Annotated in this window: 28 protein-coding genes and 1 other annotated feature; of the genes, 26 read left to right on the top strand and 2 right to left on the bottom strand. The window is 38.3% G+C overall.

The genetic code is table 11. From position 1 onward, the window contains the following. Positions 1–26: 26 nt before the first annotated feature. From ispF to CBF35_RS06650, 13 genes are all read left to right on the top strand, one after another. Positions 27–503, top strand: a complete 477-nt coding sequence (gene ispF, locus CBF35_RS06590; RefSeq protein ID WP_126779339.1) for a 2-C-methyl-D-erythritol 2,4-cyclodiphosphate synthase — start codon at positions 27–29, stop codon at positions 501–503. A 15-nt stretch (positions 504–518) separates the two neighbouring features. Beyond that, entirely contained in the window at positions 519–1,982 is a 1,464-nt protein-coding gene (gene gltX / locus CBF35_RS06595) for a glutamate--tRNA ligase (protein ID WP_126779342.1), read from the top strand. Further along, positions 1,982–2,202, top strand: a binding site (T-box leader). Its footprint overlaps the gene before it by 1 nt. A gap of 54 nt (positions 2,203–2,256) precedes the next feature. Then, positions 2,257–2,703 (top strand): DUF3290 domain-containing protein, encoded by a 447-nt coding sequence (locus CBF35_RS06600; protein WP_126779344.1) that lies wholly within the window; start codon positions 2,257–2,259, stop codon positions 2,701–2,703. Positions 2,704–2,715: 12 nt separating this feature from the next. After that, complete coding sequence (locus tag CBF35_RS06605; RefSeq protein WP_126779346.1) at positions 2,716–3,342, top strand: DUF421 domain-containing protein; 627 nt, start codon at positions 2,716–2,718, stop codon at positions 3,340–3,342. Positions 3,343–3,374: 32 nt separating this feature from the next. Then, on the top strand, positions 3,375–3,923 hold the full coding sequence (gene epsC / locus CBF35_RS06610) for a serine O-acetyltransferase EpsC (protein ID WP_244922571.1): 549 nt from the start codon (positions 3,375–3,377) through the stop codon (positions 3,921–3,923). Next, positions 3,920–5,338: a cysteine--tRNA ligase gene (gene cysS / locus CBF35_RS06615; RefSeq protein ID WP_126779350.1), complete on the top strand. Its 1,419-nt coding sequence runs from the start codon at positions 3,920–3,922 to the stop codon at positions 5,336–5,338. Before epsC ends, cysS begins: the two co-directional genes overlap by 4 nt. Beyond that, the gene (locus CBF35_RS06620) at positions 5,338–5,748 is read left to right on the top strand and encodes a Mini-ribonuclease 3 (RefSeq protein WP_126779352.1); all 411 of its coding nucleotides are present in this window, start codon (positions 5,338–5,340) and stop codon (positions 5,746–5,748) included. Before cysS ends, CBF35_RS06620 begins: the two co-directional genes overlap by 1 nt. Continuing rightward, a complete protein-coding gene (rlmB, locus tag CBF35_RS06625) occupies positions 5,738–6,592 on the top strand; it encodes a 23S rRNA (guanosine(2251)-2'-O)-methyltransferase RlmB (protein ID WP_126779354.1) in 855 nt (284 codons plus the stop codon). Before CBF35_RS06620 ends, rlmB begins: the two co-directional genes overlap by 11 nt. Before the next feature lie 30 nt (positions 6,593–6,622). Next, positions 6,623–7,147, top strand: coding sequence for a YacP-like NYN domain-containing protein (locus CBF35_RS06630; RefSeq protein ID WP_126779356.1), 525 nt, complete (start codon positions 6,623–6,625; stop codon positions 7,145–7,147). A 96-nt stretch (positions 7,148–7,243) separates the two neighbouring features. Continuing rightward, positions 7,244–7,828 carry a sigma-70 family RNA polymerase sigma factor gene (locus CBF35_RS06635; protein ID WP_126779358.1) on the top strand — a complete coding sequence of 195 codons (585 nt, stop codon included), beginning with the start codon at positions 7,244–7,246 and terminating at the stop codon, positions 7,826–7,828. Positions 7,829–7,991: 163 nt separating this feature from the next. Further along, positions 7,992–8,225, top strand: coding sequence for a Veg family protein (locus tag CBF35_RS06640; RefSeq protein ID WP_126779360.1), 234 nt, complete (start codon positions 7,992–7,994; stop codon positions 8,223–8,225). Positions 8,226–8,304: 79 nt separating this feature from the next. After that, positions 8,305–8,748 (top strand): YaiI/YqxD family protein, encoded by a 444-nt coding sequence (locus CBF35_RS06645; protein ID WP_126779362.1) that lies wholly within the window; start codon positions 8,305–8,307, stop codon positions 8,746–8,748. Next, on the top strand, positions 8,749–9,204 hold the full coding sequence (locus CBF35_RS06650; RefSeq protein WP_126779364.1) for a low molecular weight protein-tyrosine-phosphatase: 456 nt from the start codon (positions 8,749–8,751) through the stop codon (positions 9,202–9,204). It begins immediately after the preceding gene. Between the two features lie 38 nt (positions 9,205–9,242). Here the strand turns inward: CBF35_RS06650 and CBF35_RS06655 are convergent, their stop codons facing one another. Then, a complete protein-coding gene (locus CBF35_RS06655) occupies positions 9,243–9,998 on the bottom strand; it encodes a class A sortase (RefSeq protein WP_126779366.1) in 756 nt (251 codons plus the stop codon). 225 nt (positions 9,999–10,223) lie between these two features. On the opposite strand from CBF35_RS06655, the gene CBF35_RS06660 reads away from it, so the two are divergent. From CBF35_RS06660 to acpS, 5 genes are all read left to right on the top strand, one after another. Further along, positions 10,224–10,997, top strand: coding sequence for a hypothetical protein (locus tag CBF35_RS06660; RefSeq protein ID WP_244922576.1), 774 nt, complete (start codon positions 10,224–10,226; stop codon positions 10,995–10,997). A gap of 145 nt (positions 10,998–11,142) precedes the next feature. Next, positions 11,143–12,192 carry a D-alanine--D-alanine ligase gene (locus CBF35_RS06665; protein ID WP_126779368.1) on the top strand — a complete coding sequence of 350 codons (1,050 nt, stop codon included), beginning with the start codon at positions 11,143–11,145 and terminating at the stop codon, positions 12,190–12,192. A 59-nt stretch (positions 12,193–12,251) separates the two neighbouring features. Further along, the gene (locus CBF35_RS06670) at positions 12,252–13,637 is read left to right on the top strand and encodes a UDP-N-acetylmuramoyl-tripeptide--D-alanyl-D-alanine ligase (RefSeq protein WP_126779370.1); all 1,386 of its coding nucleotides are present in this window, start codon (positions 12,252–12,254) and stop codon (positions 13,635–13,637) included. A 526-nt stretch (positions 13,638–14,163) separates the two neighbouring features. Further along, positions 14,164–15,786: a degradosome RNA helicase CshA gene (gene cshA, locus CBF35_RS06675; protein WP_126779372.1), complete on the top strand. Its 1,623-nt coding sequence runs from the start codon at positions 14,164–14,166 to the stop codon at positions 15,784–15,786. Positions 15,787–15,908: 122 nt separating this feature from the next. After that, a complete protein-coding gene (gene acpS, locus CBF35_RS06680; protein ID WP_126779374.1) occupies positions 15,909–16,259 on the top strand; it encodes a holo-ACP synthase in 351 nt (116 codons plus the stop codon). A gap of 30 nt (positions 16,260–16,289) precedes the next feature. Here the strand turns inward: acpS and CBF35_RS06685 are convergent, their stop codons facing one another. Next, entirely contained in the window at positions 16,290–16,667 is a 378-nt protein-coding gene (locus CBF35_RS06685; protein ID WP_126779376.1) for a hypothetical protein, read from the bottom strand. A 203-nt stretch (positions 16,668–16,870) separates the two neighbouring features. On the opposite strand from CBF35_RS06685, the gene CBF35_RS06690 reads away from it, so the two are divergent. The 8 genes from CBF35_RS06690 (at position 16,871) to fmt (ending at position 24,858) form a co-directional block, all read left to right on the top strand. Continuing rightward, positions 16,871–18,625, top strand: a complete 1,755-nt coding sequence (locus tag CBF35_RS06690) for a patatin-like phospholipase family protein (RefSeq protein ID WP_126779378.1) — start codon at positions 16,871–16,873, stop codon at positions 18,623–18,625. A gap of 12 nt (positions 18,626–18,637) precedes the next feature. Then, on the top strand, positions 18,638–18,859 hold the full coding sequence (locus CBF35_RS06695) for a YdbC family protein (RefSeq protein WP_126779380.1): 222 nt from the start codon (positions 18,638–18,640) through the stop codon (positions 18,857–18,859). A gap of 35 nt (positions 18,860–18,894) precedes the next feature. After that, positions 18,895–19,779 (top strand): YicC/YloC family endoribonuclease, encoded by an 885-nt coding sequence (locus CBF35_RS06700; protein ID WP_126779382.1) that lies wholly within the window; start codon positions 18,895–18,897, stop codon positions 19,777–19,779. A gap of 106 nt (positions 19,780–19,885) precedes the next feature. Further along, on the top strand, positions 19,886–20,500 hold the full coding sequence (gene gmk / locus CBF35_RS06705; RefSeq protein ID WP_126779384.1) for a guanylate kinase: 615 nt from the start codon (positions 19,886–19,888) through the stop codon (positions 20,498–20,500). 5 nt (positions 20,501–20,505) lie between these two features. Further along, a complete protein-coding gene (gene rpoZ, locus CBF35_RS06710; protein ID WP_126779386.1) occupies positions 20,506–20,811 on the top strand; it encodes a DNA-directed RNA polymerase subunit omega in 306 nt (101 codons plus the stop codon). A gap of 144 nt (positions 20,812–20,955) precedes the next feature. Continuing rightward, positions 20,956–23,388, top strand: a complete 2,433-nt coding sequence (gene priA / locus CBF35_RS06715) for a primosomal protein N' (protein WP_126779388.1) — start codon at positions 20,956–20,958, stop codon at positions 23,386–23,388. A 41-nt stretch (positions 23,389–23,429) separates the two neighbouring features. Continuing rightward, positions 23,430–23,924: a peptide deformylase gene (gene def, locus CBF35_RS06720; protein WP_126779390.1), complete on the top strand. Its 495-nt coding sequence runs from the start codon at positions 23,430–23,432 to the stop codon at positions 23,922–23,924. Next, a complete protein-coding gene (gene fmt, locus CBF35_RS06725; protein ID WP_126779392.1) occupies positions 23,917–24,858 on the top strand; it encodes a methionyl-tRNA formyltransferase in 942 nt (313 codons plus the stop codon). The genes def and fmt overlap by 8 nt, the downstream gene beginning before the upstream one ends. Position 24,859 lies beyond the last annotated feature (1 nt).

Genomic DNA, 24,859 nt, shown 5'->3' on the forward strand with positions numbered 1-24,859 from the left:
ATGATTTAAGTGTGGAGGTGTTAGCAGTGCGAATTGGTCAAGGCTTTGATGTTCATCAGTTAGTGCCTAATCGCCCCTGTATTATCGGTGGAGTGACCTTACCTTTTAATAAGGGCTTATTAGGTCATTCGGATGCAGATGTCTTACTTCATGCAATTACAGATGCTTTATTAGGGGCAGCTGGCTTAGGTGACATCGGGAAAATGTATCCAGATACAGATCAACAGTATTTAAATGCTGATTCTATGGTATTATTAAGAGGAGCATGGCAGGCAGTTAAAGCGCAAGGTTATACGATTGGCAATCTCGATTGTACAATTTTAGCAGAACGGCCGAAAATGCTACCATATATTTCAGCAATGAAAAACAATATTAGTGAAGCGTGTGAACTATCAGCTCAACAAATCAATCTGAAGGCGACAACGATGGAGACAATGGGTTTTATCGGTCGTGAAGAAGGCATTGGGGCGTTGGCTGTTGTATTACTAAAGACGCAAAAATAGAAAGAGGCTATGAAGATGACGAAAAAAGTACGCGTGCGTTATGCACCAAGTCCAACTGGGCATTTACACATTGGGAATGCTCGAACAGCATTATTTAACTACTTATATGCAAAACATCATGAGGGAGAATTTATTATCCGGATTGAGGACACAGACTTAAAACGTAATATTGAAGGCGGCGAAAAAAGCCAACTAGATAATCTATCATGGTTAGGAATCGACTGGGTCGAAGGGCCAGAAAATCCAGGAAAATACGGTCCTTACCGCCAATCAGAGCGGAAAGAGATTTATTTACCTTTAGTGGATCAATTATTAGCTAGCAACTTAGCATACAAATGTTACGCAACTGAAGAAGAATTAGAAGCTGTCCGGGAAGGCCAAAAAGCTCGTGGCGAAATGCCTCATTACAATGGCATGTGTGCTAACTTAACAGCCGATGAACAAGCGGCTTTTGAAGCTGAAGGTCGGGAGCATGTTGTCCGTTTCCGCGTTCCTAAAAATAAAGAATTAGCTTTCAATGACTTAGTTAAAGGTGAAATAACTTTTGAATCAGATAGTACTGGTGGCGACTTCGTCATTTTAAAACGTGACGGTATGCCAACTTACAACTTTGCCGTAGTTGTTGATGACCATATGATGGAAATTTCACACGTTTTACGTGGGGACGACCATATTGCTAATACACCAAAACAATTAATGATTTACGATGCTTTCGGTTGGGAAGCTCCAACCTTTGGTCACATGACCTTAATTATTAACAGTGAAACAGGTAAAAAATTAAGTAAACGTGACGAAGCGATTTTACAATTTATCGAGCAATACCGTGATTTAGGTTACTTACCAGAAGCAATGTTTAACTTTATTGCTTTATTAGGTTGGTCACCAGTTGGGGAAGAAGAAATCTTCTCACCAGCCCAAATCATTGAAATGTTTGACGCTGATCGTTTAAGTAAATCACCAGCGGCTTTTGATGGTAAAAAATTAGGCTGGATCAACAACCAATACATTAAAGTCATGGACTTAGACCAATTAACAGCAATGTGTTTACCTTTCTTAGTTGAGGCTGGTAAAGTTGAAGCGAATCCTGATGCTGATAAATTAGCATGGGTTACGAAACTTGTTAGTTTGTACCAACCGCAAATGAGTTTTGCAGGGGAAATTGTTGAATTGTCAGAATTATTCTTCGGAGAGCATCCAGTTGTTGCTGGGGAAGCGCAAGAAGTCTTAGCTGGGGAAACTGTTCCAACTGTTTTAGCAGCGTTTAAGACAGAAGTTGAAAACATGACTGACTTTGATGTTCCGGCAATCAAAGCAGGAATTAAAGCAGTTCAACAAGCAACTGGTGTTAAAGGTAAAAACTTATTTATGCCAATCCGCGTCGCTGTTTCAGGCGAGATGCACGGACCTGAACTAGGAGATACGATTGTCCTTTTAGGTAAAGAAAAAACCATTGATCATTTAAATAAAGCATTAAACTAAAAAACACGTTGATAAGAACAAGTAAAGTGTTAATCGTCTCCAGAGAGTCTGTGGCAGCTGAGAACAGATGGCGATGACCTTGAAATGCCTCTTTGAGTGGTTTTAGCGAAAAAAGAAGTCATTCTTTCATTAGCTAAAAACGGGTGACGCCGTTATTTGTTCGAGGTAAGGAAATTTCCTTACGAAAAAAAGTGGAACCACGTCTCAAAACGTCTTTTTCTAGGATTAGCTAGAGAAGGACGTTTTTTATTTTAGGTCAGAGGAGTGAGTCGAAGTGTCATTTTACACCTACAATTATTGGGAAAATCAAACAAATTTAAATCCATTTTTTAAATATGTTATTATTTTAGTGCTATTATTAAGTATTTTGTTCTTAGGATTTCAGTACTTAAGGCATCGCTTTGAAGCAAAATATCGTGATTTAATTATTTTACTACTATTAGCAGTGATCTTCTTTATCGGGATCCAGTACACCGATTACACTCAAAGTAAAAATAGTGTCAGTCAATCTTCTCAAGTTGTTAATTTTTTAGATAGTTTGAGTCGCTCGGAAAAAGTAGCGAAAGAAGAGTTAAGAGTGAACCAAGGAACGTTGAATGAAAATTTGATTGTAGAAATCCGAGACAAATACTACAAAGTTATTTTTAACAATAATTTTACGGCATACGAACTGAAAGAAATTAATTTAATTAATCCGGAAATTGTCATTATTGATAAGTGAGGAGGAAGCATAATGTATACAGGGATTATCGTAAAATTATCACTAGGTATTTTATGTTTAATATTGCAAATTAATTTGATGGGAAAAGGTAATCTAGCACCGACATCAGCGATGGATCAAGTTCAAAATTATGTGTTAGGTGGCATTATTGGTGGCGTGATTTACAATAATGATATTACGGTCCTACAGTTCTTTCTAGTTTTAGTTATTTGGACCTTTTTAGTATTAAGTATTAAATTTATTAAAAATCATAATCGCTTTGCTAAGCGTTTAATAGATGGTAAGCCGGTAACATTGATTTATAAAGGGAAAATATTAGTTAATGAGTGTATGCGCCAAGGGATATCTGCTAATGATTTAAGTTTTAAACTACGCTCAGCGGGGATTTATGAATTTAGTAAAGTCCATAAAGGTATTTTAGAGCAAAATGGCCAGTTAACAATTAGTCAATACGGCGAGGAAAATGTCAAATACCCATTAATTTTAGAAGGGCAAATTAATAATGATGTTCTTGAGATTATCGATAAAGACGATAAGTGGGTAGCAGAATTGTTACAGCAAGAAAAACTAGAATTGAAAGATATTTATTTAGGTGAGTACTTGTCAGGTCAATTTATTGCGCATCAATATACAGAGTAATCAGTGAGATAGTAAAGAGAGGTGAATTAAGAATGAGTAAACTGAGGGAAGATATCCAAGCGGTGAAAGACAATGATCCAGCAGCTGGCAGGACTCTAGAAGTTGTTTTGACTTATCCAGGGTTACATGCACTCTGGGCCCATCGCGTGTCTCATTTTTTGTATTGCCATCAACTCAAATTATTAGCACGAATAAATGCCCATTTTTGGCGCTTTTTAACCGGGGTGGAAATTCATCCGGGAGCAAGGATTGGCCGGCGGGTGTTTATTGACCACGGCATGGGAGTTGTGATTGGCGAAACCGCCGAAGTTGGTGATGATGTCGTGATTTTTCACGGTGTTACATTAGGGGGAACGGGTAAAGAAGTTGGTAAGCGGCATCCGACGATTGCTAAAGGGGCACTGTTGTCAGCCCATAGCCAAATTTTAGGTCCAATTACGATTGGTGAATATGCTAAAATTGGAGCAGCAGCAGTTGTCCTCAAAGATGTCCCTGCCTATGGGACTGCTGTAGGTATTCCCGCCAAAGTCGTAAAAATTGAAACCCCTGGATTGCAAGTTATAAGGAGTGAAGAAAAATGATAAAAATTTATAATACATTGACTCGAGAAAAAGAAACCTTTGTTCCGTTAGAAGCTGGGAAAGTTAAGATGTATGTCTGTGGTCCGACTGTTTATAATTATATCCATATCGGTAATGCCCGCAGTACGATTGCTTTTGATACCGTTCGTAAGTATTTAGAATACCGAGGTTATGACGTTAACTACGTTTCCAACTTTACGGATGTTGATGATAAAATTATTAGAACAGCGAAAGAACGGGAGATAACACCAGAAGCTTTGGCAGCTGAATTTATTGAGGCGTTTCATGAAGATACCGCCGCACTAAATGTCAAAAAAGCTTGTACCCATCCTCAAGTTGTTGATTATATTCCAGAAATCATTGATTTTATTGACAAGTTAATCGAAAAAGATTATGCTTACGAATCACAAGGAGACGTCTATTACCGTACCCGTAAATTTCAAGGCTATGGTAAATTAAGTGATCAATCGATTGATGAGCTAGAAGTCGGTGCCAGTAATCGGACTGGCGAAGAATCTGCTAAAAAAGCCGACCCCTTAGATTTTGCCTTATGGAAATCTGCTAAAAAAGATGAGATTTTCTGGGACTCACCTTGGGGCGCAGGACGACCAGGCTGGCATATTGAATGTTCGGTTATGGCAACGGACTTACTAGGTGAAACGATTGATATTCATGCTGGCGGCCAAGATTTAGAGTTTCCCCACCATGAAAATGAAATCGCCCAAAGTGAAGCCAAAACAGGTAAAACATTTGCTAACTACTGGATGCACAACGGTTATTTAACCGTAGGTGAGTCAGGTGAAAAGATGAGTAAATCCCTTGGGAACTTTGTAACCGCCCATGATTTTATTGCTAATAATGACCCTCAAGTCATTCGGTTTGCTTTAGGAACGACCCAGTACCGCCGACCAATACCTTTTAATGAAGGCACGCTTAATGAAGCAAAAACTAACTTAGAGAAAATCAAAACAGCCTATGACAATTTAACATTTAGACAAAAAAACAGTCATAATGAGGGCTTAACGACAGCTGAAGAAGAACGTTTAACTACTTTAGGAGAGTTTGAAACAGCCTTTGTAACTGCCATGGATGATGACTTCAATGTCGCTAATGGCTTGACTGTCGTTTATCAAGTTGTTAAATGGGCAAATACTTACAGTGAAGCAAAGTCAGTCTCAGAAGTCGTGATTGCCAAGACCTTAGCATTATTAGAAACTTGGTTAGCTATTTTTGGAATTGAATTAAGTCAAGGCGGCCAATTAGTCGATGAAGCCATCGATCAACTAATGATTGAGCGTGAAACGGCTCGCAGTAATAAAGATTTTGCCAGAAGTGATGAAATTCGTGATATATTAAAAGAACAAGGGATTGTCTTAGAAGATACTCCTCAAGGAACGAGATGGAGACGTAGCTAATGAGTGAAAATCAAGATTTTAAACTATTAAACGGTTTGGCTTTGGCCTATGTTGGAGATGCGATTTATGAAATTTATATTCGCGATTATTTAATTCGCCAAGGTCATACGAAACCAAACATGTTACATCGCCAAGCAACTCACTATGTGTCAGCTAAAGGGCAGTCTTATTTAATGAAAGAAATGCTAAAAGCCGACTGCTTGTCAGAAGAAGAACTGACGATGTATAAACGAGGTCGGAATGCTAAAAGTCATACGTCAGCTAAAAATGCTGATATCACCACATACCGGATTTCAACTGGCTTTGAAGCGCTGTTTGGCTTCTTGCATTTAACAGAACAAAAACCACGCTTAGAAGAATTAGTTGCTTGGTGTATTAAGAAAGTAGGGGAACAACAAGATGGCCAATAATCAAAAAGGGGCAAATAATTCGTGGAAAACGAATAAACGCCCAAATCACAACAATAAAAACCGTAAACCGCAAACAGGATACGAAAGTCCTAATGAGTTAGCTGAAGTGGAAGAAGTCAATGAAGATTTCGTCTTTGGTCGTCATGCTGTAGTAGAATCTTTAAAAAATAACCGCGGCAATAAGTTATTTTTACAAGAAGATTTAAGTGGACCGAAAATTCAAGAGCTAAAAGACTTAGCAACTGAATTTTCAGTGCCGATTTCTTGGGCGCCTAAAACTAAATTAGATAAATTAATTGGTGGTGGTGTTCACCAAGGAGCAGTTCTAGGAATTACGCCCCATGAGTATTTAACAGTAGAAGCACTGATTACTCAAGCTAAAGAGCAAAAAGAAGAGCCTTTCTTTTTAATTTTAGATGGGATTGAAGACCCTCATAACTTTGGTTCAATTTTAAGAACAGCTGATGCAACGGGTGTTGATGGCGTGATTATTCCTAAACATCGAGCTGTGGGAATCACATCAATCGTGAGTAAAACGTCAACTGGAGCGGTGGAACATATTCCCGTCGCTCGAGCAACCAATATGAAGAATGCGGTCCAAATCTTAAAAGACAATCAGTTTTGGATTTTCGGTACAGACATGGATGGTCAAGACTATCGTCAGTGGAATGTGAGTGGTTCGATTGCGTTAATTATTGGTAACGAAGGCAAAGGCATGTCACCAATTTTGAAAAAAGAAGTGGATGAAATGTTAGCCATTCCGATGGTTGGTCATGTCCAAAGTTTAAACGCTGGCGTAGCAGCTGGTTTGTTAATGTACGAAGTCTTTAGAAAAAGAAACTAAGAAACTGTAACGCTTAAAGGAGGTGATAAATTGAAACGACAAATACTATTAGTCGATGGTTATAATATGATCGGCGCTTGGCCAGAGCTAGTCAAGCTTAAAAATCAAGAAAAACTAGAAGCTTCTCGAGACTTGCTACTATTTAAATTATCTAACTATGCTAAATATGAAGGCATTGAAGTAACAGTAGTATTTGACGCTCAATTTGTCCCTGGTGTGCAGCAAGAATATAAAAAATTCGATTTAAAAGTTGTCTTCACTAAAAAAGAAGAAACAGCTGATAGTTATATCGAACGAGAAACTAGTGCTAAGATGTCCCGTCTAACGCAAGTCACTGTTGCTACAAGCGACTTAGCAGAACAATGGTTAGTCTTCTCTAAAGGGGCTTTAAGGAAGTCTGCTAACGAATTATGGAAAGACATTCAACTAACTAAGATGAAAATTAAGCAAGACACACTAGATTTTAAATATCAAAATTACCGTCGCAGTGGCACTTGGAATTTAAACCAACTAACAGAACTTGAGACTTTGCTAAATGATCTTTCAGATCAATAAGAAAAGGAACTCAGGTTCTCTTTTTATGAAAAAATGAATATGTTACGATCGAATCCTAAGGTCAGCTAGCTCAGGGAACTGATAAGGAGGAATCGTATGACAGAGGAGGACCGACTCTTTTTAGCCGCGAAAAATGGTGAGTCTGAAGCTTTTCGCAACTTGTATCAGCAATACCAACCGGTAGTCTTTAAAATACAGCAAAAGTTTTTTTTGAAAGATTTAGACCAAGACGACTGGCATCAAGAAGCTCGAATTATTTTTTTTCTGTCCTTGCAACGCTTTGATAAAGCAAGAGGCATTACGATTGGTAGTTTTTTTCGGATTAATTTGGAACGCCACATTGTTAGTTTGTTACGAAAACAAGGGGCTGCCAAACGCCAAGGGACTTTAATGAGTACGTCTTTAGAACAACGGATAATTGAAAGTGGCGAAGACTGTTTAAATCATGAAGGTGAGCAACGAAACTTATTTATTCAATATATTATGATCAGGGAAGCTTTAAAGGAATTTAGTGATTTATTGTCTTCCTTTGAAAGTGGGATTTTAGAATTATATTTAAAAGGTCGAGGGATTACTGAAATTGCTGAAATTAAGTGCTGTTCAATAAATAAAGTCAAAAATGGCCTTAGTCGGATTAGAGTGAAATTCAAAAAAGAGTTTCGAAAAATAAAGGATTATTAAAAGAGTTAAGAGGAGTAACAGGGGTTGCTCAAATAATTAGCTTCGATTAAAAGTTGTTCAGAAAAAATAAAAATATATTAATAAACGTTGCATTGTCCTTTATTTTATGATAAACTTGTAAAATTTTAGAAAGTGTGTTAGTATTTGCGTAGAGGTGAATTGGATGCCAACAACATTATCAACAATTAAAAAGAAGATGGAAGATCGCATCGGAAGTAAGATTATGTTAGTCGCTCAGACAGGTCGTAAGCGCCAAACAGAACATCGCGGAACGTTGACTGAAACTTACCCAGCTGTTTTTGTTGTGGATTTAGACCAAGATGAGAATTCTTTTGAACGTGTTTCATATAGTTACACTGACATCTTAACTCACACAGTGGAAGTTGAATTTTTATAATTTCCTCTAAACGATACGCAAAATAACTAGCCTAGTTAAGGGCTTTTTATTTTGGCTAAAAACAGAAAGCAGGGGAAATATGCAGATATTTATTGATGGAGATGCCTGTCCAGTTAAAGAAATTATCTATGAAGAAGCTTTAAAAAGAGGGATGCTAGTGACATTAGTGACAAGTATTTCCCATCATAGTAATAAAGAACTGCCAAAGAATGTTACTGTCGTCTATGTCGATGAAGGCAGTGATTCAGCTGATTTTAAACTAGTCAGTTTAGTTAAAAGGGGCGATCTCTTAATTACTCAAGATTATGGCTTAGCCTCATTAGTCTTAAGTAAAGGTGTTCGGATTTTACATCACCTTGGTTATGAGTATACCCAGAACAATATCGGTCAAATGTTGGAGTCCCGTTATCATGGTGCGCAAATGCGTAAAAGTGGCCAACGGACTAAAGGACCTAAAAAATTTAAACAAGCCAATCGCGATAATTTTATGCAAGCGTTGATTGAGCTCTTGGAGGAAAGTTAAGTGAAAAAAATCTTAATCGTGTGTTTAGGAAATATTTGTCGGTCGCCAATGGCTGAAGCCGTTTTAAGGCAGTTAATTAAGGAAGCCGGGTTAGTTGAGGAATTAAGTGTTCAATCCCGGGGAACGAGTCATATCCAAGTTGGTAAAATCCCCCATGAAGGGACCCGTCAACAACTTGATAGCTACGGAATTAGTTATGAGAACATGGTGGCGGAACAAATCACAACTGCTGATTTTACAGACTATGATTACATCATTGCCATGGATCGTCAAAATGTCAAAGATCTTTTAGGGCTGGCGCCAGCAGGCTTAGGGAGTAAAGTCCACTTATTTTTAGAAGTTCTACCTGAAAGTGAGTACGAGGAAGTGCCAGATCCATACTATACTGGGGACTTTGAGTTAACTTATCAATTAGTAAAAGCCGGCTCAGAAGCTTGGTTAGCAAAAATTAAATAAAAAAATAACACGTTTCGGTCAAACCGAAACGTGTTAGTCTAATAGAAAGAATTTTTTTCTAAATCGAAAGCTTTGATCATTTGATCGGAAGCTTTTTTTGTAGAAACTTTTTTGACAAGCTCCCCTTGAATAATCAGACGTTCATTACCAGAATAATCACAAGTGACCAAGGTAATCATTTTTTTGTCAGGAACGTCATCAATGATTTCGCCGTGACGAGGGTCAATGTATTTTTTGACTGTGACTTTATATTCATAAATGTACTCTAAGTCAGTTATATACATAGGCGTCTCAATAGAAGGGTCTGGGATATCCATTAAAGGACCGAAGAGCAGACGATGGTCATTCATATTATGACTAGCTAAGGCGTAATTGCCTTCCCCCATCTTTTGATCTTCTTTCATCGTGCCAGCTCCAGCGGATAAAGAGTAGTTGGAAACACCTTTAAAAATCGGTAAGTTAAGGCCAACTTCAGGAATTGCAATCCCACCAACGACATAAAGTTGATCTTGATACAAGCGGGCTTTTGCCACGGTTTCAAAATCTAAAGAAATGACAGCATCGAAATCAAAGTCAGCCTCTTTGGCTAAATTTGATTGAATGTCTTCTTTTGTGACATTTTCAATCCGGTTGTGATTAGACATCCAGCGGACTAGAAAATTCTTGATTTGACCGTTAAAAACTAGGGCGAGACCAAGGATTAGCATTAAGGTCAATAAGACGTTGATTAATTTATTTTTTAAAGTTGATTTTTTTTTAGTTCGTGCTTTTTGTGAACGTTTTTTGTTTGACATGAGAGATCCTCCTCTATAGACCTATCATATAATAACATAGAGAATTACTCAATGGAAAAGTTTCAAAAAATTATTAAGATAGGAATATTACAGTCGTGTGTCTAATAGGGATGAAAAAGACTTAGAATGTAATCAAAATTTAAACAAGTATTGCCCCATTTTAAAAGCAAAATGGGGTAGAATGGAATAAGAGAGATTTAGAGGAAGAGGTGACTTAAATTGGCAGTGGCTTATATTTACATACATTTGGATACTATCAGTAATTCCGTGATGGCCAAAGGGTTAAATATAACAGATTTTAACCGGTCCAATTTTGACAACCCTCAAAATATTTTACTTTTGGAACCTAACGCTGTTGCAGGTGAATTTGAACCTCATACTGGCTTAAAAATGATTCGTGGCACTACCGATGTTAATAGTTTTTTTGAGTCGCAAGGAACAAAAAAAGACAGTAGTTTAAAATGGATTGATTTTAAAGATACTCATTTCCTACAACAACTAACGCCAATGGAAATTGCCGAGTTGTTATATTTTGGACATGTGGCCTCACAGTTACACTCGCCCTTTTTCTATAAATTACAAAACAATTTTGTTTACTTTGAAAAGAAAGATGGTATGAGTAAAATCTTTTATCGTAACTTAGATAACTTCTACCACTTGTTAGCAACTAAACTTGAAATGATTGTTCATGAACGTATCAATGAAAAGAAATCTTTTTTTAAACCAGCAATCGCTGTTGCGAAACTACCACCTCAGATGATGAAGGATTTACGAACAGTCTTTCAGGAAGGTGTCGTTTTAAGCAGTTGTTATCATGAAAGAGGCTCAGATACTTTTGAAATACCTGTTTATGTCGTTGAAGATCAAATGAAAAATATTGAGGGCCGCAAATACAATAAAGAAGATCAAATTGGCACAATCACTTATCATATCTCTGACAGTCGTTGGAGTGTCGAGCAAGAAGAGTGGGAGTTGTTACCAAATTTAAGACAAGTCTAAGGAAAAAATTCTTAGACTTTTTTTTATTGTGATTAATTGGTATAATAAACAAGAAGTCGTTAAAAATATTGACTAAATTAGTGATAACGATTAGGATGATAACTTACAATAAAACTGTTCAGGAAAAGATTGAGGAGGAGTACATTTGAAAATCATTGCAATTTATGGGGGAAAAAGTGCTGAACATGATATTTCGATTTTATCGACATATTCAATGTTACAAGCTTTTTATTATGAGTATTATGATGTTCAACCAATATATATCACAAAAGCAGGGCAATGGTTGAAAGGCTCGATTTTCACTGCTGCACCTAAAGCCCAGGAAGAACTGCATTTGACACCAGAAAATGCGACAATCATTAATCCTAGTGATATTAAAGAAGAGGATAGTATTGTTTTTCCGATTTTACATGGACCTAATGGGGAAGATGGAACAATTCAAGGCTTACTAGAAATTCTCGATATACCTTATGTCGGGGCCGGTGTGTTAGCCAGCGCCTGTGGCATGGATAAAATTATGACTAAATATATTTTACAACAAATTGGAATTCCTCAAGTACCATATGTGTCAGTGATGAAAACTAAGTGGAATGAAGAGCCGACAGAAGTCTTCGCCCAATGTGAAGGTTCTTTAGTGTTTCCGATGTTTGTGAAACCAGCTAATATGGGGTCAAGTGTTGGAATTAATAAAGCTGAAAGTCGGGAAGAGTTAGAAGCCGCGATCAATGAAGCTTTCTCATTTGACCAACGTGTCGTTGTCGAACAAGGAATTGAAGCCCGGGAAATTGAAATTGCCGTCTTAGGAAATGAAGAAGTACGGACGACAGTTGCTGGTGAAATTGTTAAAACCGTTGATTTTTACGACTATGAATCGAAGTATTTAGATAATAGTGTGACGTTACAAATTCCAGCTGAAATCCCTGAAGAGATTCATGAAAAAGCTCGTAAGTACGCAAAACAAGCTTACCTAGCCCTTGATGGCAGTGGCTTAAGCCGTTGTGATTTCTTCTTAACGAGTAACAATGAACTCTTTTTAAATGAATTAAATACAATGCCAGGTTTTACGCCTTTTAGTATGTACCCATTACTTTGGGAAGAGATGGGAATTAAGTACGGCGATTTAATTGAAGAACTTATTCAACTTGGTTTAATACGTCATCAACAAAAACAAGCTTTATCGTTAGATTATAATTAAACTACTAGAAGCTGAACCTTTTGTGTTCGGCTTTTATTGTGTAAAGGATGAAGAAGAGCATGAAACTATTAGTAAGTGAATTAGCAAAGGTCGTTAAGGCGGAAAATGATTGGCAACAATGGGCTGATGTTGTCGTTGAACACGTCGAATTTGATACGCGTAAAATTGTTAAGAACAGTTTGTTTGTGCCACTCCAAGGTGGGAACCGGGACGGCCATGAATTTCTAGAAGTGGCGATTGAGTCAGGGGCTAGTGTGAGTTTATGGCAGAAAGAAGTAGCGCCGGCAAGGGCAAACTTTCCAATCTTAGTCGTTGAAGATACGTTAATAGCGATGCAAAAAATTGCCATGTATTTTTTAAGTGTCGTTCAACCAAAAGTGATTGGCATTACAGGGAGTAATGGTAAAACAACGACTAAAGATATGGTTGCCAGTGTCTTAGGCCAACAATTTGAAACATACAAAACCCAAGGCAATTATAATAATCACATTGGCTTGCCTTATACGATCTTATCAATGCCTATGACAACAGAAATGTTAGTTTTAGAAATGGGCATGGATCACTTTGGAGAAATAGAAGTGTTAAGTCAGATTGCTCAACCTGATGTGGCAGCGATTACGATGATTGGTGAATCACATATGGAGTTTTTAGGCAGCCGAGCTGGGATCGCCAAAGCTAAGATGGAAATTGTTAGTGGCTTAAAAGCAGGGGGCTTGCTAGTTGTCCCAGGTGAGGAACCTTTATTGAAGCCATTATTAGAACAAGTTTCTCAAAAGGTTCTTACTTTTGGGCCTAGTCAGAAAAATAATCTAAGTGCCCAAATCACCGCAGAAACTAAAGTAGAGACGACTTTTAATGTTCCTAACTATCAAAACAGTCAGTTTGTGATTCCCGTTTTAGGTCAATATAATGTTAATAATGCCTTAATTGCTTTAGCAATCGGTAGCTATTTTGAGATGGAGATTGGGAAGATGGCCACTGGTTTGGCTGAGTTGGATTTAACAAAAAGTCGAACAGAGTGGTTAGTAGCGGCGAATGGTGCGGAAATTTTAAGTGATGTCTATAATGCTAACCCAACGGCCATGTCTTTAGTTTTAGATACTTTTAGTCAGTTGCCAAGTAGCGGTCGTAAATATGCTGTGTTAGCTGATATGGGTGAATTAGGTGATTCTTCACAAAGTTTACATGAAAAAATGGCAGAGCATTTAGATCCAGAAAAAATTCAAGAAGTATTTTTATTTGGTCCGCAAATGAAGGCTTTATTCAAAAAGTTAAGCTTGAAATACCCGAAAGGGCAAGTGTCTCATTATGACCTGGATGCTAAAGGGGAGTTGATAACTAAAGTTCTTGAAGGGCTACAATCAACAGATATGATTGTCCTAAAAGGGAGCAATAGTATGAAACTAATTGAAATTGTTGAAAAATTAACTGAAAACAAAAGCTAGTTTACATTGTAAAGCAATCTGTTCTATGGTATACTAGGACGGATGTGGGCAATTACGAGGCACAGTTGCGACTGTTGTTAGATGATAGATAAATATAGTTGGAATAAAGTTGCAACGCTTTGCGTGACGATTATTCTAACAATTGATTAGGTTAACTAATAATTAACGAATGATAGTCAAGAACAGACGCATAGACAAATTAGTTTAAAGACTCAGTGAGTCATTACTAATTCAAGGTTGCATCGGAAAAAGAAGCATAGATAAATTAGTTTCGACTAACTTATCAAAAAATAGATAGATCGGCAAACAAAACTTAAGGACACCGCTATTCTAGCAATTTATTGCGTAGAGCTAGGGGTTCCGGAAGATTTCTGTAAACCGAACAAGTAACACAGAATAAGCAGACATCGGTAAAACAAAAATTAAGGAGGACTATTATTCTTAGGAAGCGAAGCGACTTAGAGATAACAGTTACCGGATAATTTTTGTTAGCCGAATAGGTTCACAAAAATTAGGAGGATATCATTTGAAATTTGAAGAATTAGGTTTAGCACCAGAGTTATTAGAAGCTGTAAAACGCGCAGGGTTTGAGGAAGCCACACCAGTCCAAGCTGGGACAATTCCTTTAGCATTAGAAGGAAAAGACGTCATTGGACAAGCTCAAACAGGAACTGGTAAAACAGCTGCCTTTGGGCTACCTATGTTACAAAAAATTGACCCATCAAAACGTATGGTTCAAGGGCTAGTAATCGCGCCTACTCGTGAGTTAGCGATTCAAACACAAGAAGAATTATTCCGTTTAGGAAAAGACAAACGCATTAAAGTTCAAGTCGTTTACGGTGGAGCAGATATCGGCCGTCAAATTCGCGCCCTTAAAGATGGTCCACACATTGTTGTTGGAACACCTGGTCGTTTAATTGACCATATCAACCGTAAAACATTGAAATTAGAAACAGTTGAAACATTAGTTTTAGATGAAGCTGATGAAATGTTAAACATGGGATTCTTAGAAGATATCGAAAAGATTATCTCTAAAACACCTGCTAACAGACAAACACTGTTATTCTCAGCAACAATGCCTGATCAAATCAAACGCATTGGTGTTAAATTCATGGAAAATCCAGAACACGTTGCTATTAAAGCGACAGAATTAAGTTCTAACTTAATTGATCAATATTATGTTCGTAGTAAAGACTTCGAAAAATTCGATATTATGACTCGTTTATTAGATGTTCAAACACCAGAATTAACAATTGTTTTTGGTCGTACGAAACGTCGTGTTGATGAATTAGCTCGTGGTTTAGAATTACGTGGCTATAAAGCTGAAGGAATTCATGGCGATTTATCACAACAAAAACGGATGAGCGTTTTACGTTCGTTCAAAGGTGGTCAATTAGACATCTTAGTAGCAACAGACGTTGCCGCTCGTGGCTTAGATATTTCAGGAGTAACACACGTTTACAACTACGATATTCCACAAGATCCAGAAAGCTATGTTCACCGTATTGGTAGAACTGGACGTGCTGGAAATGACGGTATGTCAGTAACTTTCGTGACTCCAAACGAAATGAGCTACTTACACACAATTGAAAACTTAACTAAGAAAAAAATGACACCTTTACGTCCACCAACTCAAAAAGAAGCAATCCAAGGACAAATCGGTGCAGCAATTGAATCAATTCAAACACAAATGGCAGCTAATGGTCTTGAAGAATACCAAAAAACTGCTGAAGATTTGTTAAGTGAATATTCTGCTGAAGATTTAGCAGCCTTATTAGTAAAAACTGTTGCTAAAGAAACATCATCTGAAGTACCAGTTAAAATTACTCCAGAACGTCCGTTACCATCAGGTGGTAAACGTGGCGGCGGTGGCGGTGGAAACCGTGGCCGTAGTGGTGGCAATCGTGGCGGAGGCCAAGGCGGCAACCGTGGTGGCGGTCAAGGTGGCAATCGTGGCGGAGGCCAAGGTGGCAACCGTGGTGGTGGTCAAGGCGGACGTCGTGACGACCGTCGTCGTTGGGATGATAAAAACAAACCTGGCGGTAGCGAAGCTAAAAAAGGCAACTTCAAAAAACAAGATGGACCTGCCAAAAAAGCAGCGCCAAAAAAAGCTAACCGCGATTTCGTAATTAGAACAAGTAATAAGTAATCAAACGTTTGAAAAGTGTGGATCTTTAAGATTCACACTTTTTTTATTTCTCAGATAGATGGTATAATTAAAAGTAAGATTACTCATAGTTAGATGAGTTTTAAAAGAAGTGAGGGATAAGTGTGATCAAAGGAATTGGCGTTGATATCGTTGAAATGGAACGAATCGAAAAGATAATTAGTGATAACTTAAAATTTGTTGACCGGGTCTTGACTGACAAAGAATATGAACGATTTGCTAGTTTAAAAGGTCGTCGACAAGTTGAGTATTTAGCCGGACGTTTCGCTTGTAAAGAAGCATTTTCCAAAGCTTACGGTACTGGGATAGGTAAATTAACATTACAAGACATTGAAATCTTAACAGGTGAGCGAGGGGAACCAATCGTGACTAAATCGCCTTTTAAGGGGAATGTTCACGTCTCGATTTCCCATACAGACAGCATTGCGATTGGTCAAATAGTACTAGAAGAATAAAGAAAAACGTCACCTGAAAAGGCGACGTTTTTATGTGATTTGACGTTTTTTAGTTGAATTAGCAATTTTCGATTTTAAAAAACTAATTTTACGAATCGAATTAATAGGGATCATCCGGATGCTCTGGGTTTTCTGATCAGATAAAATGATGATGTCAGGGTTGTTTTCATTGGCACGCAATTTTCCGGCAACAGTTTCAAAAGGTTGATTAGGGTCATTAGATTCAGCAATATGAATCACAACGAAAGAATTTTCAGAACAGGCTAAGTTAATTTTTTTTCTTAATTTGTCTCTGTCTTTGGACAATTTAATGTCATCGTTGATAAACGCTGCTAATAACTTTTGAGATGAATCGGAAATTAGTTTAGTTAATATTTTGACACTATTTGTAGGTTTCTCTTTCGCCAATTTTGCTTACCTCCTCGTTAATAAATGATAACTGTGAATACTATTATACCGAACATTTGTTTCATAAGTCAACTGCTAGGAATAGTTGAAAACGTTTTTCGAGATAAAATAACAGGGGGCTGATTTGAGAAGTAAGTAAGAGCTAGCCGGTTAGTAGCTATGGTATAATAGTTAGTAAGAAAAGGCTGAGGAAGGTGATAAGATTGGGACAAAGACGCTTAAATAAAGTTGATTTGCAGGAAGTTTCAAACTTATTACCAGAAATGACACAATTTTTACCGATTTATCTAAGTAACAGTCAAAGTCGTCAAAAATATTATGCTAGTTTTTTCCGTGAAGATGTTAACTTAGAACTAGTCAAAATCGAAAGCCATGAGAAGGTGTTAGGCTTTTTAAGTCTATTAATTGAAGGCAAGACCTTACTACTAACTAATCTGCTTGTACCAGCTCATAAAAATAGCCGTAAGTATGGCTTAGATTTTTGGCTAAAGCACGTTGAGAAACTTGCTAAAGAAGAATTATGTGAAAGACTTCAGCTTAACTTGGCACCAGTCAATGGCTATATCAAAAATTTATTAGTGGCAAAAGGCTACAGTTTTCAGGTGACATCAGGGGGAGACTGGCAGTTTACGAAAAGACTGAATTATCGCAGAGGGTTAGTCTTGGCAGGTGGTGGCGCACGAGGGGCTTTTCAAATAGGTGCTTGGCGCGGCTTACAAGAATTAGGGATAACTTATGATCTGATATGTGGTACTTCCGTTGGTGGGTTAAATGGTGGGTTGATTTTACAAGGGGATTATCAAGCTGCGGAAAAAATGTGGCGTGAGATTGAAACGAAGCAGATTCTTGATTTTGAAACAGTTGCTGAGGAAGTTGATTATTCACCAGTGACGTTACTTAAAACAATTCAACGGTTTACTTTTTCAGCTTTAGTAAAACAAGGAGTCAGCACCGCACCTTTACAGAAATTGATTGAAGAGTTGATTGACGAAGAAAAGATGATGAACAGTGAGAAAGAATTCTATATATGTACAACGGAATTGCCTCATTTAAAGGAACGAGTTGTTTCTATAAAGGACAGCTTACCAGGGGAATTTCATAAGTGGTTGTTAGCTTCTTCCTCTTTCTTTCCTGCAATGGCAGCGGCGGAAATAGCTGGTAAGTATTACGTTGATGGGGGATATCGTAACAATATTCCGATAGATGTCGCCTTAAACCAGGGGGCAACAGAATTACTTGTGATTGACGTCAAAGGCCCTGGGATTACCAAACCAGTCCTAGTTCCAGCAGAAGTACCTATTAAGTGGGTGAGTAGCCCGTGGAATTTAGGGGCAGTCTTATTATTCGATGGGGCCCGCTCCCACTGGAACATTGAATTAGGTTACTTAGAAACCTTAAAGGCTTACGGTGTCTATGAAGGTTACTGGTATAGTTTTACGAAAGAAGATCAGTCTAGTCGCCAAGGGGAATGGCAAAAGCAGTTTAATGGCTTGTTAATGAAGGAGTTGCAAGTCAGAGGTAAACATGTAGCTAAAACTGAGTTACCTACTTATTTAAAAGAACTTTTGAAAAAAATCCGTAAAACGTATTCTCACGATTTAAAAGCTGAGTCAGTTAGTTTATTCGTGTTAGAATATCTAGGCAAAGCCTTTAATTTGTCACCGATTCAATTATATAGTGTGGAAAGTTTTAGTCAGGAAATTTGTGTTAAAATGAAAAAAAGTCAAACCGAGCTAGTGACAGGGAACAAAATGTTGCTGACTTTACCGGAATGGAGCAGGCTTTATTTAGAAGAACTGCCCTTACCGACAGAGAAACAACAAATTCTCTATTTGTATCATAAAATAAAAGGGGAACAGCGGGAAAATCTCTTTCACGTTATGGCGAACATCGCCCCCTTACCTTATTTAGCGGCGTTAGTTTTAAATCATTTATTAGGAAATAAAGATGAAAAATAAAGGAGCATCAGTATGGCACAAGAATTTAGTTATGAAATTGTCGAAGAAATTGCTGTCTTAGGTGAAAACGCCAAAGGCTGGAAAAAAGAATTAAACTTAATTAGTTGGAACGGTCGAGCACCGAAGTTTGACTTACGGGACTGGGCACCAGAGCATGAGAAAATGGCCAAAGGGATCACTTTGAGCAATGAAGAATTTGCAGCTCTAAAAAAAGTTTTAAGTGACATGGACTAAAAATTTAAGCAAGAGTGACAGAGGAGTGTGGAAAGATGAAAAGTATGACTGGTTTTGGTAAAGCGACCTATTTTCAAGAACCCTATCAGATTGATTTTGAAGTGAAATCAGTCAATCACCGCTTTTTAGATACTCAAATTAGATTGCCGCGAGAATACAATGTGATGGAGATGCCTCTCCGCCAATTAATCAAAGCTGAAATTAGTCGAGGGCGAATTGAAACCTCTGTTTATGTGACTAAAAGTAGTGGGGCGAGTAAAGAGCTTCGAATCAACTGGCTCCTCTTAGATAGTTTAATTAAACAGTTAACAGAAGCGGAAGAGAGCCGTTATTTAGACTTATCTTTTGATACTCAGAGCATCGTCAATGGCTTAGTCAATCACGATGATTTTTTTGAAATTGTCGAAAATCAAGAGGAAGACCCTGACTTAGAAAGTTATTTTTTAGCGGGAATGACAGCAGCGTTAATAAAATTAAATCAGAGTCGGGAAACAGAAGGCCAAGACATTGCTAGTCTTTTAACAAATTATTTAACGGATTTTAAAGCAGAGCTAGCACTGGTTGTCAGTTCCGCAGAGCTTTACGAAGCAGACTATCAACAAAAGCTGACAGCGAAAGTGACAGACCTTTTAGGGGAGTCAGTCGACGAAAGCCGCTTACTAACGGAAGTCACCTTACTAATTGAACGAGGAGACATTCACGAAGAACTTGACCGTTTAGACATTCATATAAAGAAACTGCAAGGGTTGCTACTAGTTAAAACCCCTATTGGTAGAGAAATGGATTTTCTAATTCAAGAAATGAATCGGGAAGTCAATACGATTGGCTCAAAATCAGCGCCAATCACAATTAAAGAAAGTGTTGTCCAAATGAAGACAATCTTAGAAAAAATCCGTGAACAAGTCCAAAACGTCGAGTAAAATGAGAATCTGCCTAGATTATGGCAATTATTCCAAAAAAAACTTGAAGAAGAGTGATTTATAGCATAAACTAATTAGATATACTATAATTGAAAGGGACGACAACATGCCAGAAAAAGGTTTGCTAATAGTGTTATCTGGTCCTTCTGGAGTAGGTAAGGGGACAGTCAGAAAAGCGATATTTGAAAGCGAAGGAACAGACTTCGAATATTCAATTTCAATGACCACGCGGAAGATGCGTGAAGGAGAAGTTGAAGGAGTCGATTACTTCTTTCGATCAAAAACAGAATTTGAAGAATTAATTACAGCAGGCCGAATGTTAGAGCATGCTCAATATGTAGGCAACTACTACGGAACACCTTTAGATTATGTCCAAAAAACATTAGATGAAGGCAAAGATGTTTTTCTGGAAATTGAAGTTCAAGGGGCGATGAAAGTTAAAGACCAAGTACCTGATGGAGTCTTCATCTTTTTAACACCACCAGATTTGACTGAGCTGAAATCACGGATTGTCGGCCGGGGAACAGATGAAATAGCAGTCATTGAAGAACGGATGGAAGTCGCTAAAAACGAAATCGAAATGATGAGTCATTACGATTATGCTGTCGTTAACGATGAAGTCGACTTAGCTGTTGAACGAATTAAAGATATCATCAAGAGCGAACACTTACGAGTGGATCGTGTGATTGATCGCTATAAAAAAATGATAAAGGAGTTGTAGGCCAAATGATGTTAAAACCGTCAATTGATTCATTGTTAGAAAAAGTAAACTCAAAATATTCACTAGTGATCTTAGCTAGTAAACGTGCCCACGAATTAGAAAGCGGTGCAACTAAAATGTTAGACGATTATTATTCAGTTAAACATGTTGGTCAAGCCTTAGAAGAAATCGACTCTGGGGATGTCGTCATGGATCCTAATCCTGACTTAAAGAGAGCTTTATTAAAACGTAAAGAAGAAGAAAAAATGGCTGCTCGTAACCGTGAGAAAGCCGACCTAGAAGCTAAAATTAAATTAGATCAACCTAATTAGTTACTCGTAAACAGGACAAGCTATCTGCTCGTTCTGTTTATTTTTTAGGTTAAGGCCTGATTAGCTAAGGTCTTTTAAAGACAAACTAAGGATTATTTAGTAAACTAGAGATTATGAAAAGACAAAGAAAGAAGGTGGAATTAGATGGTCTACGTTGCAGAAGTCATTGTTGATGTCCCAACAATGCAAACAGATGCCCCATACACGTATCTGATTCCAAGTGAGTTAGGAAAACAAATTAAAACCGGGATGCGGGTAGAAGTCCCCTTTGGTAAAGGCAACCGTCACGTACAAGGCTTTGTTGTGGCAACTTACGAACAAGAGTCCAAGGTGACTGACACCGGTTATGAATTAAAAGAAATTGTCTCGGTCCTTGATTTAACACCAGTTTTAAATCAAGAGATGTTAGCCTTAGCAGATGAAATGAAAGAACGAACCTTTTCTTTTAAAATTACGTGCTTACAAACGATGTTACCTAGTGTCATGCGAGCGACTTATCAAAAATGGTTAGTGCTAGTCGATGAAGTCAGTGATGAGATTTTATATGAAGTCTTTAAAGGCTTAGATGAAATTACTTGGGAAGAAGGGGTAGCTTCAGGAAAACTCCCTGAGCTGATGCGCTTACGAGAAGCTGAAAAAATTGATATCCGTTACGAAGTTAAAAATCGTAATCGGAGCAAGACGATTAATGGCTTTCACGTTCGCTTCACTTTTGAACAGTTAGAAGAAGCCCGTCATGGTTTACGGAAAGGTTCTACTCAAAAAGAAAATTTAATTAATTTACTCCAAGGGATGAAGGCCACTGAGCCGATGACTGTCAAGCAAGCCCAAGTTGACTACGGCGTTAACCGCCCGGCAATTAATGATGGTCACAAACTAGGCTGGTTAGAGATTGTTGAAATTGAAGTTAATCGGGACCCCTATGCTAATCATAAATTTGAACAAGATCAAAGGAAAGCGCTGAATCCAGGCCAACAGCAAGCCTATGAGAAAATTTTAACTTCAATGAAAGCCGGGGATCATAAGACCTTTCTATTAGAAGGAATTACTGGTAGTGGGAAGACTGAAGTCTACTTACAAACAATTGCCGAAGCTTTAGCAGAAGGTAAAACAGCGATTATGTTAGTGCCGGAGATTTCCTTGACGCCCCAAACCGTTCACCGCTTTAAAAGTCGTTTTGGTGATGAAGTAGCTGTTTTACACAGTGGCCTGTCAGAAGGGGAAAAATACGATGAGTGGCGGAAAATCGAAAGTAAACAAGCGAGAGTCGTTGTTGGCGCCCGTTCCGCTGTGTTTGCCCCTTTAGAAAATATTGGTTTAATTATTATTGATGAAGAGCATGAAGGCAGTTATAAACAAGACGACACTCCCCGGTATCATGCCCGTGATTTGGCGATTTGGCGGAGCCAGTACCATCATTGTCCCGTTGTTCTAGGTAGTGCTACGCCCTCTTTAGAGTCGCGAGCCCGAGCCCAAAAAGGGGTCTATGAACGGTTAGTTTTAGATAAACGAGCCAACGAAGCAGCACAATTACCGAGTATTCAAATTATTGATATGCGGAAAGAATTAGCTAAAGGTCAAATGCAAAGTTTTTCAACGACCTTATTAGATAAAATCCACGATCGTCTAACGAAGCAAGAACAAACGGTTTTAATGCTTAATCGCCGTGGCTACTCTTCCTTTATTATGTGTCGTGACTGTGGTTACGTGCTACCTTGTCCGAACTGTGATATTTCTTTAACCTTACATATGGACAGTAAACGGATGAAATGCCATTACTGTGGTCACGAAGAAGGCATTCCTCATGATTGCCCAATCTGTGCTAGTAGTAAAATGCGCTATTATGGAACAGGTACCCAAAAAGTCGAAGAGGAACTCCAAGGGTTGTTTCCAAACAGTCGTATCTTACGAATGGATGTCGATACGACCCGGCGCAAAGGGGCTCACGAAAAGCTCTTGAAAACCTTTGGAGATAAAGAGGCGGATATTTTACTAGGGACCCAAATGATCGCTAAAGGCTTAGATTTCCCTGATGTGACCTTAGTCGGTGTCTTAAATGCTGATACGGCTTTGAATTTACCGGATTTTCGCTCAGCTGAAAAAACCTTCCAGTTATTAACCCAAGTTAGTGGTCGGGCAGGTCGGGCAGAAAAAGCCGGGGAAGTTGTGATTCAAAGTTTTAATCCAGAGCATTACTCGATTCAGTATGCGAAACATCAAGATTTTCCAGGCTTTTATCAAGCGGAGTTAGCGAATCGCCACCAAGGGAACTATCCACCATTCTTCTTTACTGTGCAAATTGTAGCCAGTCATGAAGATGAAAATACTGCAGCCAAAAAAATGTACGAGATTGTTCTGCAATTAAGAGCAGCACTTTCAGATAAGAGCATTATTTTAGGTCCAACACCTAAAGCAGTGATGCGGGTTAATAACCGATACTTTTATCAGTTAGTCGTTAAATATAAACAAGAACCAGGCTTACAAGCTGTCTTAAAGAAAATTTTAAACGAGAGCCAAGTCGATGTCCGCAATGGCTTGAAACTAGCAATCGATGTAGAACCCTTGAATTTTATTTAAAAGTAACTGCCAGCTGAACTGGCCTAAGAAAGAGGACGACAATGCGATACCCAATAATTATTTACCCAAATGATATGTTAGAGAAAAAAACCAAAGAAGTCACAATGATTACTGATGAATTAGTCCAAATGTTAGACGATATGCGTGAGACGATGATTGCTCATGATGGGATTGGTTTAGCTGCGCCACAAATCGGCAAAAATTTACGAGTGGCAATTGTAGAAATCGATGAGGAAAGTGGTTTGTTTGAAATGATTAACCCAGAAATCATCGAAGCTAGTGGCAGTGACATTGATGTGGAAGGGTGTTTAAGCTTTCCCAATATTTACGGAACGGTTGAACGTTTCCGAGAAATTACCGTTCGTTACTTTGACCGGGAAGGGGACGAGTACGAAGTGGAAGCCACAGAATACTTCGCCCGAGCGATTCAACATGAAATCGAACATTTAGATGGTAAATTATTTACTGACAAAATCATCGAACGAATTGCCCCAGAAGATTTAGATAAATATACGGAGGAACACCAACATGACTAAAATAGTATTTATGGGAACACCGGCTTTTTCAGTGCCGATTTTAGATGCTTTGGTAGCAGCTGATTATGAGGTCGTAGCAGTTGTTACGCAACCAGACCGACCAGTTGGGCGTAAACGAGTCTTAACACCGCCACCGGTCAAAGTAGGGGCCTTAAAACATGGTTTAGAAATTTTACAACCAGAAAAGATTTCTGGTTCGCCTGAAATGGAGCGAATCATCGCTTTAGAACCAGATTTAATCGTGACTGCGGCTTTCGGTCAGTTTTTACCAGAGAAGCTCTTACAAGCGCCAAAATTTGGAGCGATCAACGTTCATGCCTCATTACTGCCTAAGTATCGTGGTGGTGCACCGGTTCATTACGCCATCATGAATGGTGAAAGTGAAACAGGTGTTACGATTATGGAAATGATTAAAAAAATGGATGCTGGGGATATTATTAGCCAAGGGGCATTACCGATTACCGCAACTGACGATGTCGGGTCGATGTTTGATAAGTTAAGTGCTTTGGGAACAGAGTTATTATTAGCGACTTTACCTGACTATTTAGCTGGTAAAATCACACCACAAGTCCAAAATGAAGCAGAAGTGACATTTTCACCGAATATTAGTCGGGAAGAAGAAGCCATTGACTGGCAAAAAACTGCGGAAATGATTGATAGTCAAATTCGTGGGATGCGCCCATGGCCTGTTGCCTATACTATGTTAGGGGACAATCGTTGGAAATTATTTGATGTGGCAGTTAGTGATGAAACAACGACCGAGGAACCGGGAACAATCATTGATATTACTAAAAAAGATTTCGCGATTGCGTGTGGCGATGGCACAGTTTTACGGATTTTACGATTACAACCAGCTGGTAAGGGGCAATTAAGTGCCCAAGAATTTATTAACGGCGTAGGACAAAATTTAGAGATTGGCAATCAGGTGAACTAAG

It is taken from the genome of Vagococcus salmoninarum, from assembly GCF_003987495.1.
Taxonomy (GTDB): domain Bacteria; phylum Bacillota; class Bacilli; order Lactobacillales; family Vagococcaceae; genus Vagococcus_D; species Vagococcus_D salmoninarum.

Coding starts and splice junctions, on each gene's coding strand:
- cysS (WP_126779350.1), top strand. CDS start 3,920: ATGATAAAAATTTATAATACATTGACTCGAGAAAAAGAAACCTTTGTT.
- CBF35_RS06645 (WP_126779362.1), top strand. CDS start 8,305: ATGCAGATATTTATTGATGGAGATGCCTGTCCAGTTAAAGAAATTATC.
- rpoZ (WP_126779386.1), top strand. CDS start 20,506: ATGATGTTAAAACCGTCAATTGATTCATTGTTAGAAAAAGTAAACTCA.
- rlmB (WP_126779354.1), top strand. CDS start 5,738: ATGGCCAATAATCAAAAAGGGGCAAATAATTCGTGGAAAACGAATAAA.
- fmt (WP_126779392.1), top strand. CDS start 23,917: ATGACTAAAATAGTATTTATGGGAACACCGGCTTTTTCAGTGCCGATT.
- epsC (WP_244922571.1), top strand. CDS start 3,375: ATGAGTAAACTGAGGGAAGATATCCAAGCGGTGAAAGACAATGATCCA.
- CBF35_RS06655 (WP_126779366.1), bottom strand. CDS start 9,998: ATGTCAAACAAAAAACGTTCACAAAAAGCACGAACTAAAAAAAAATCA.
- CBF35_RS06635 (WP_126779358.1), top strand. CDS start 7,244: ATGACAGAGGAGGACCGACTCTTTTTAGCCGCGAAAAATGGTGAGTCT.
- CBF35_RS06670 (WP_126779370.1), top strand. CDS start 12,252: ATGAAACTATTAGTAAGTGAATTAGCAAAGGTCGTTAAGGCGGAAAAT.
- CBF35_RS06695 (WP_126779380.1), top strand. CDS start 18,638: ATGGCACAAGAATTTAGTTATGAAATTGTCGAAGAAATTGCTGTCTTA.
- CBF35_RS06620 (WP_126779352.1), top strand. CDS start 5,338: ATGAGTGAAAATCAAGATTTTAAACTATTAAACGGTTTGGCTTTGGCC.
- gltX (WP_126779342.1), top strand. CDS start 519: ATGACGAAAAAAGTACGCGTGCGTTATGCACCAAGTCCAACTGGGCAT.
- priA (WP_126779388.1), top strand. CDS start 20,956: ATGGTCTACGTTGCAGAAGTCATTGTTGATGTCCCAACAATGCAAACA.
- CBF35_RS06605 (WP_126779346.1), top strand. CDS start 2,716: ATGTATACAGGGATTATCGTAAAATTATCACTAGGTATTTTATGTTTA.
- def (WP_126779390.1), top strand. CDS start 23,430: ATGCGATACCCAATAATTATTTACCCAAATGATATGTTAGAGAAAAAA.
- CBF35_RS06640 (WP_126779360.1), top strand. CDS start 7,992: ATGCCAACAACATTATCAACAATTAAAAAGAAGATGGAAGATCGCATC.
- CBF35_RS06700 (WP_126779382.1), top strand. CDS start 18,895: ATGAAAAGTATGACTGGTTTTGGTAAAGCGACCTATTTTCAAGAACCC.
- gmk (WP_126779384.1), top strand. CDS start 19,886: ATGCCAGAAAAAGGTTTGCTAATAGTGTTATCTGGTCCTTCTGGAGTA.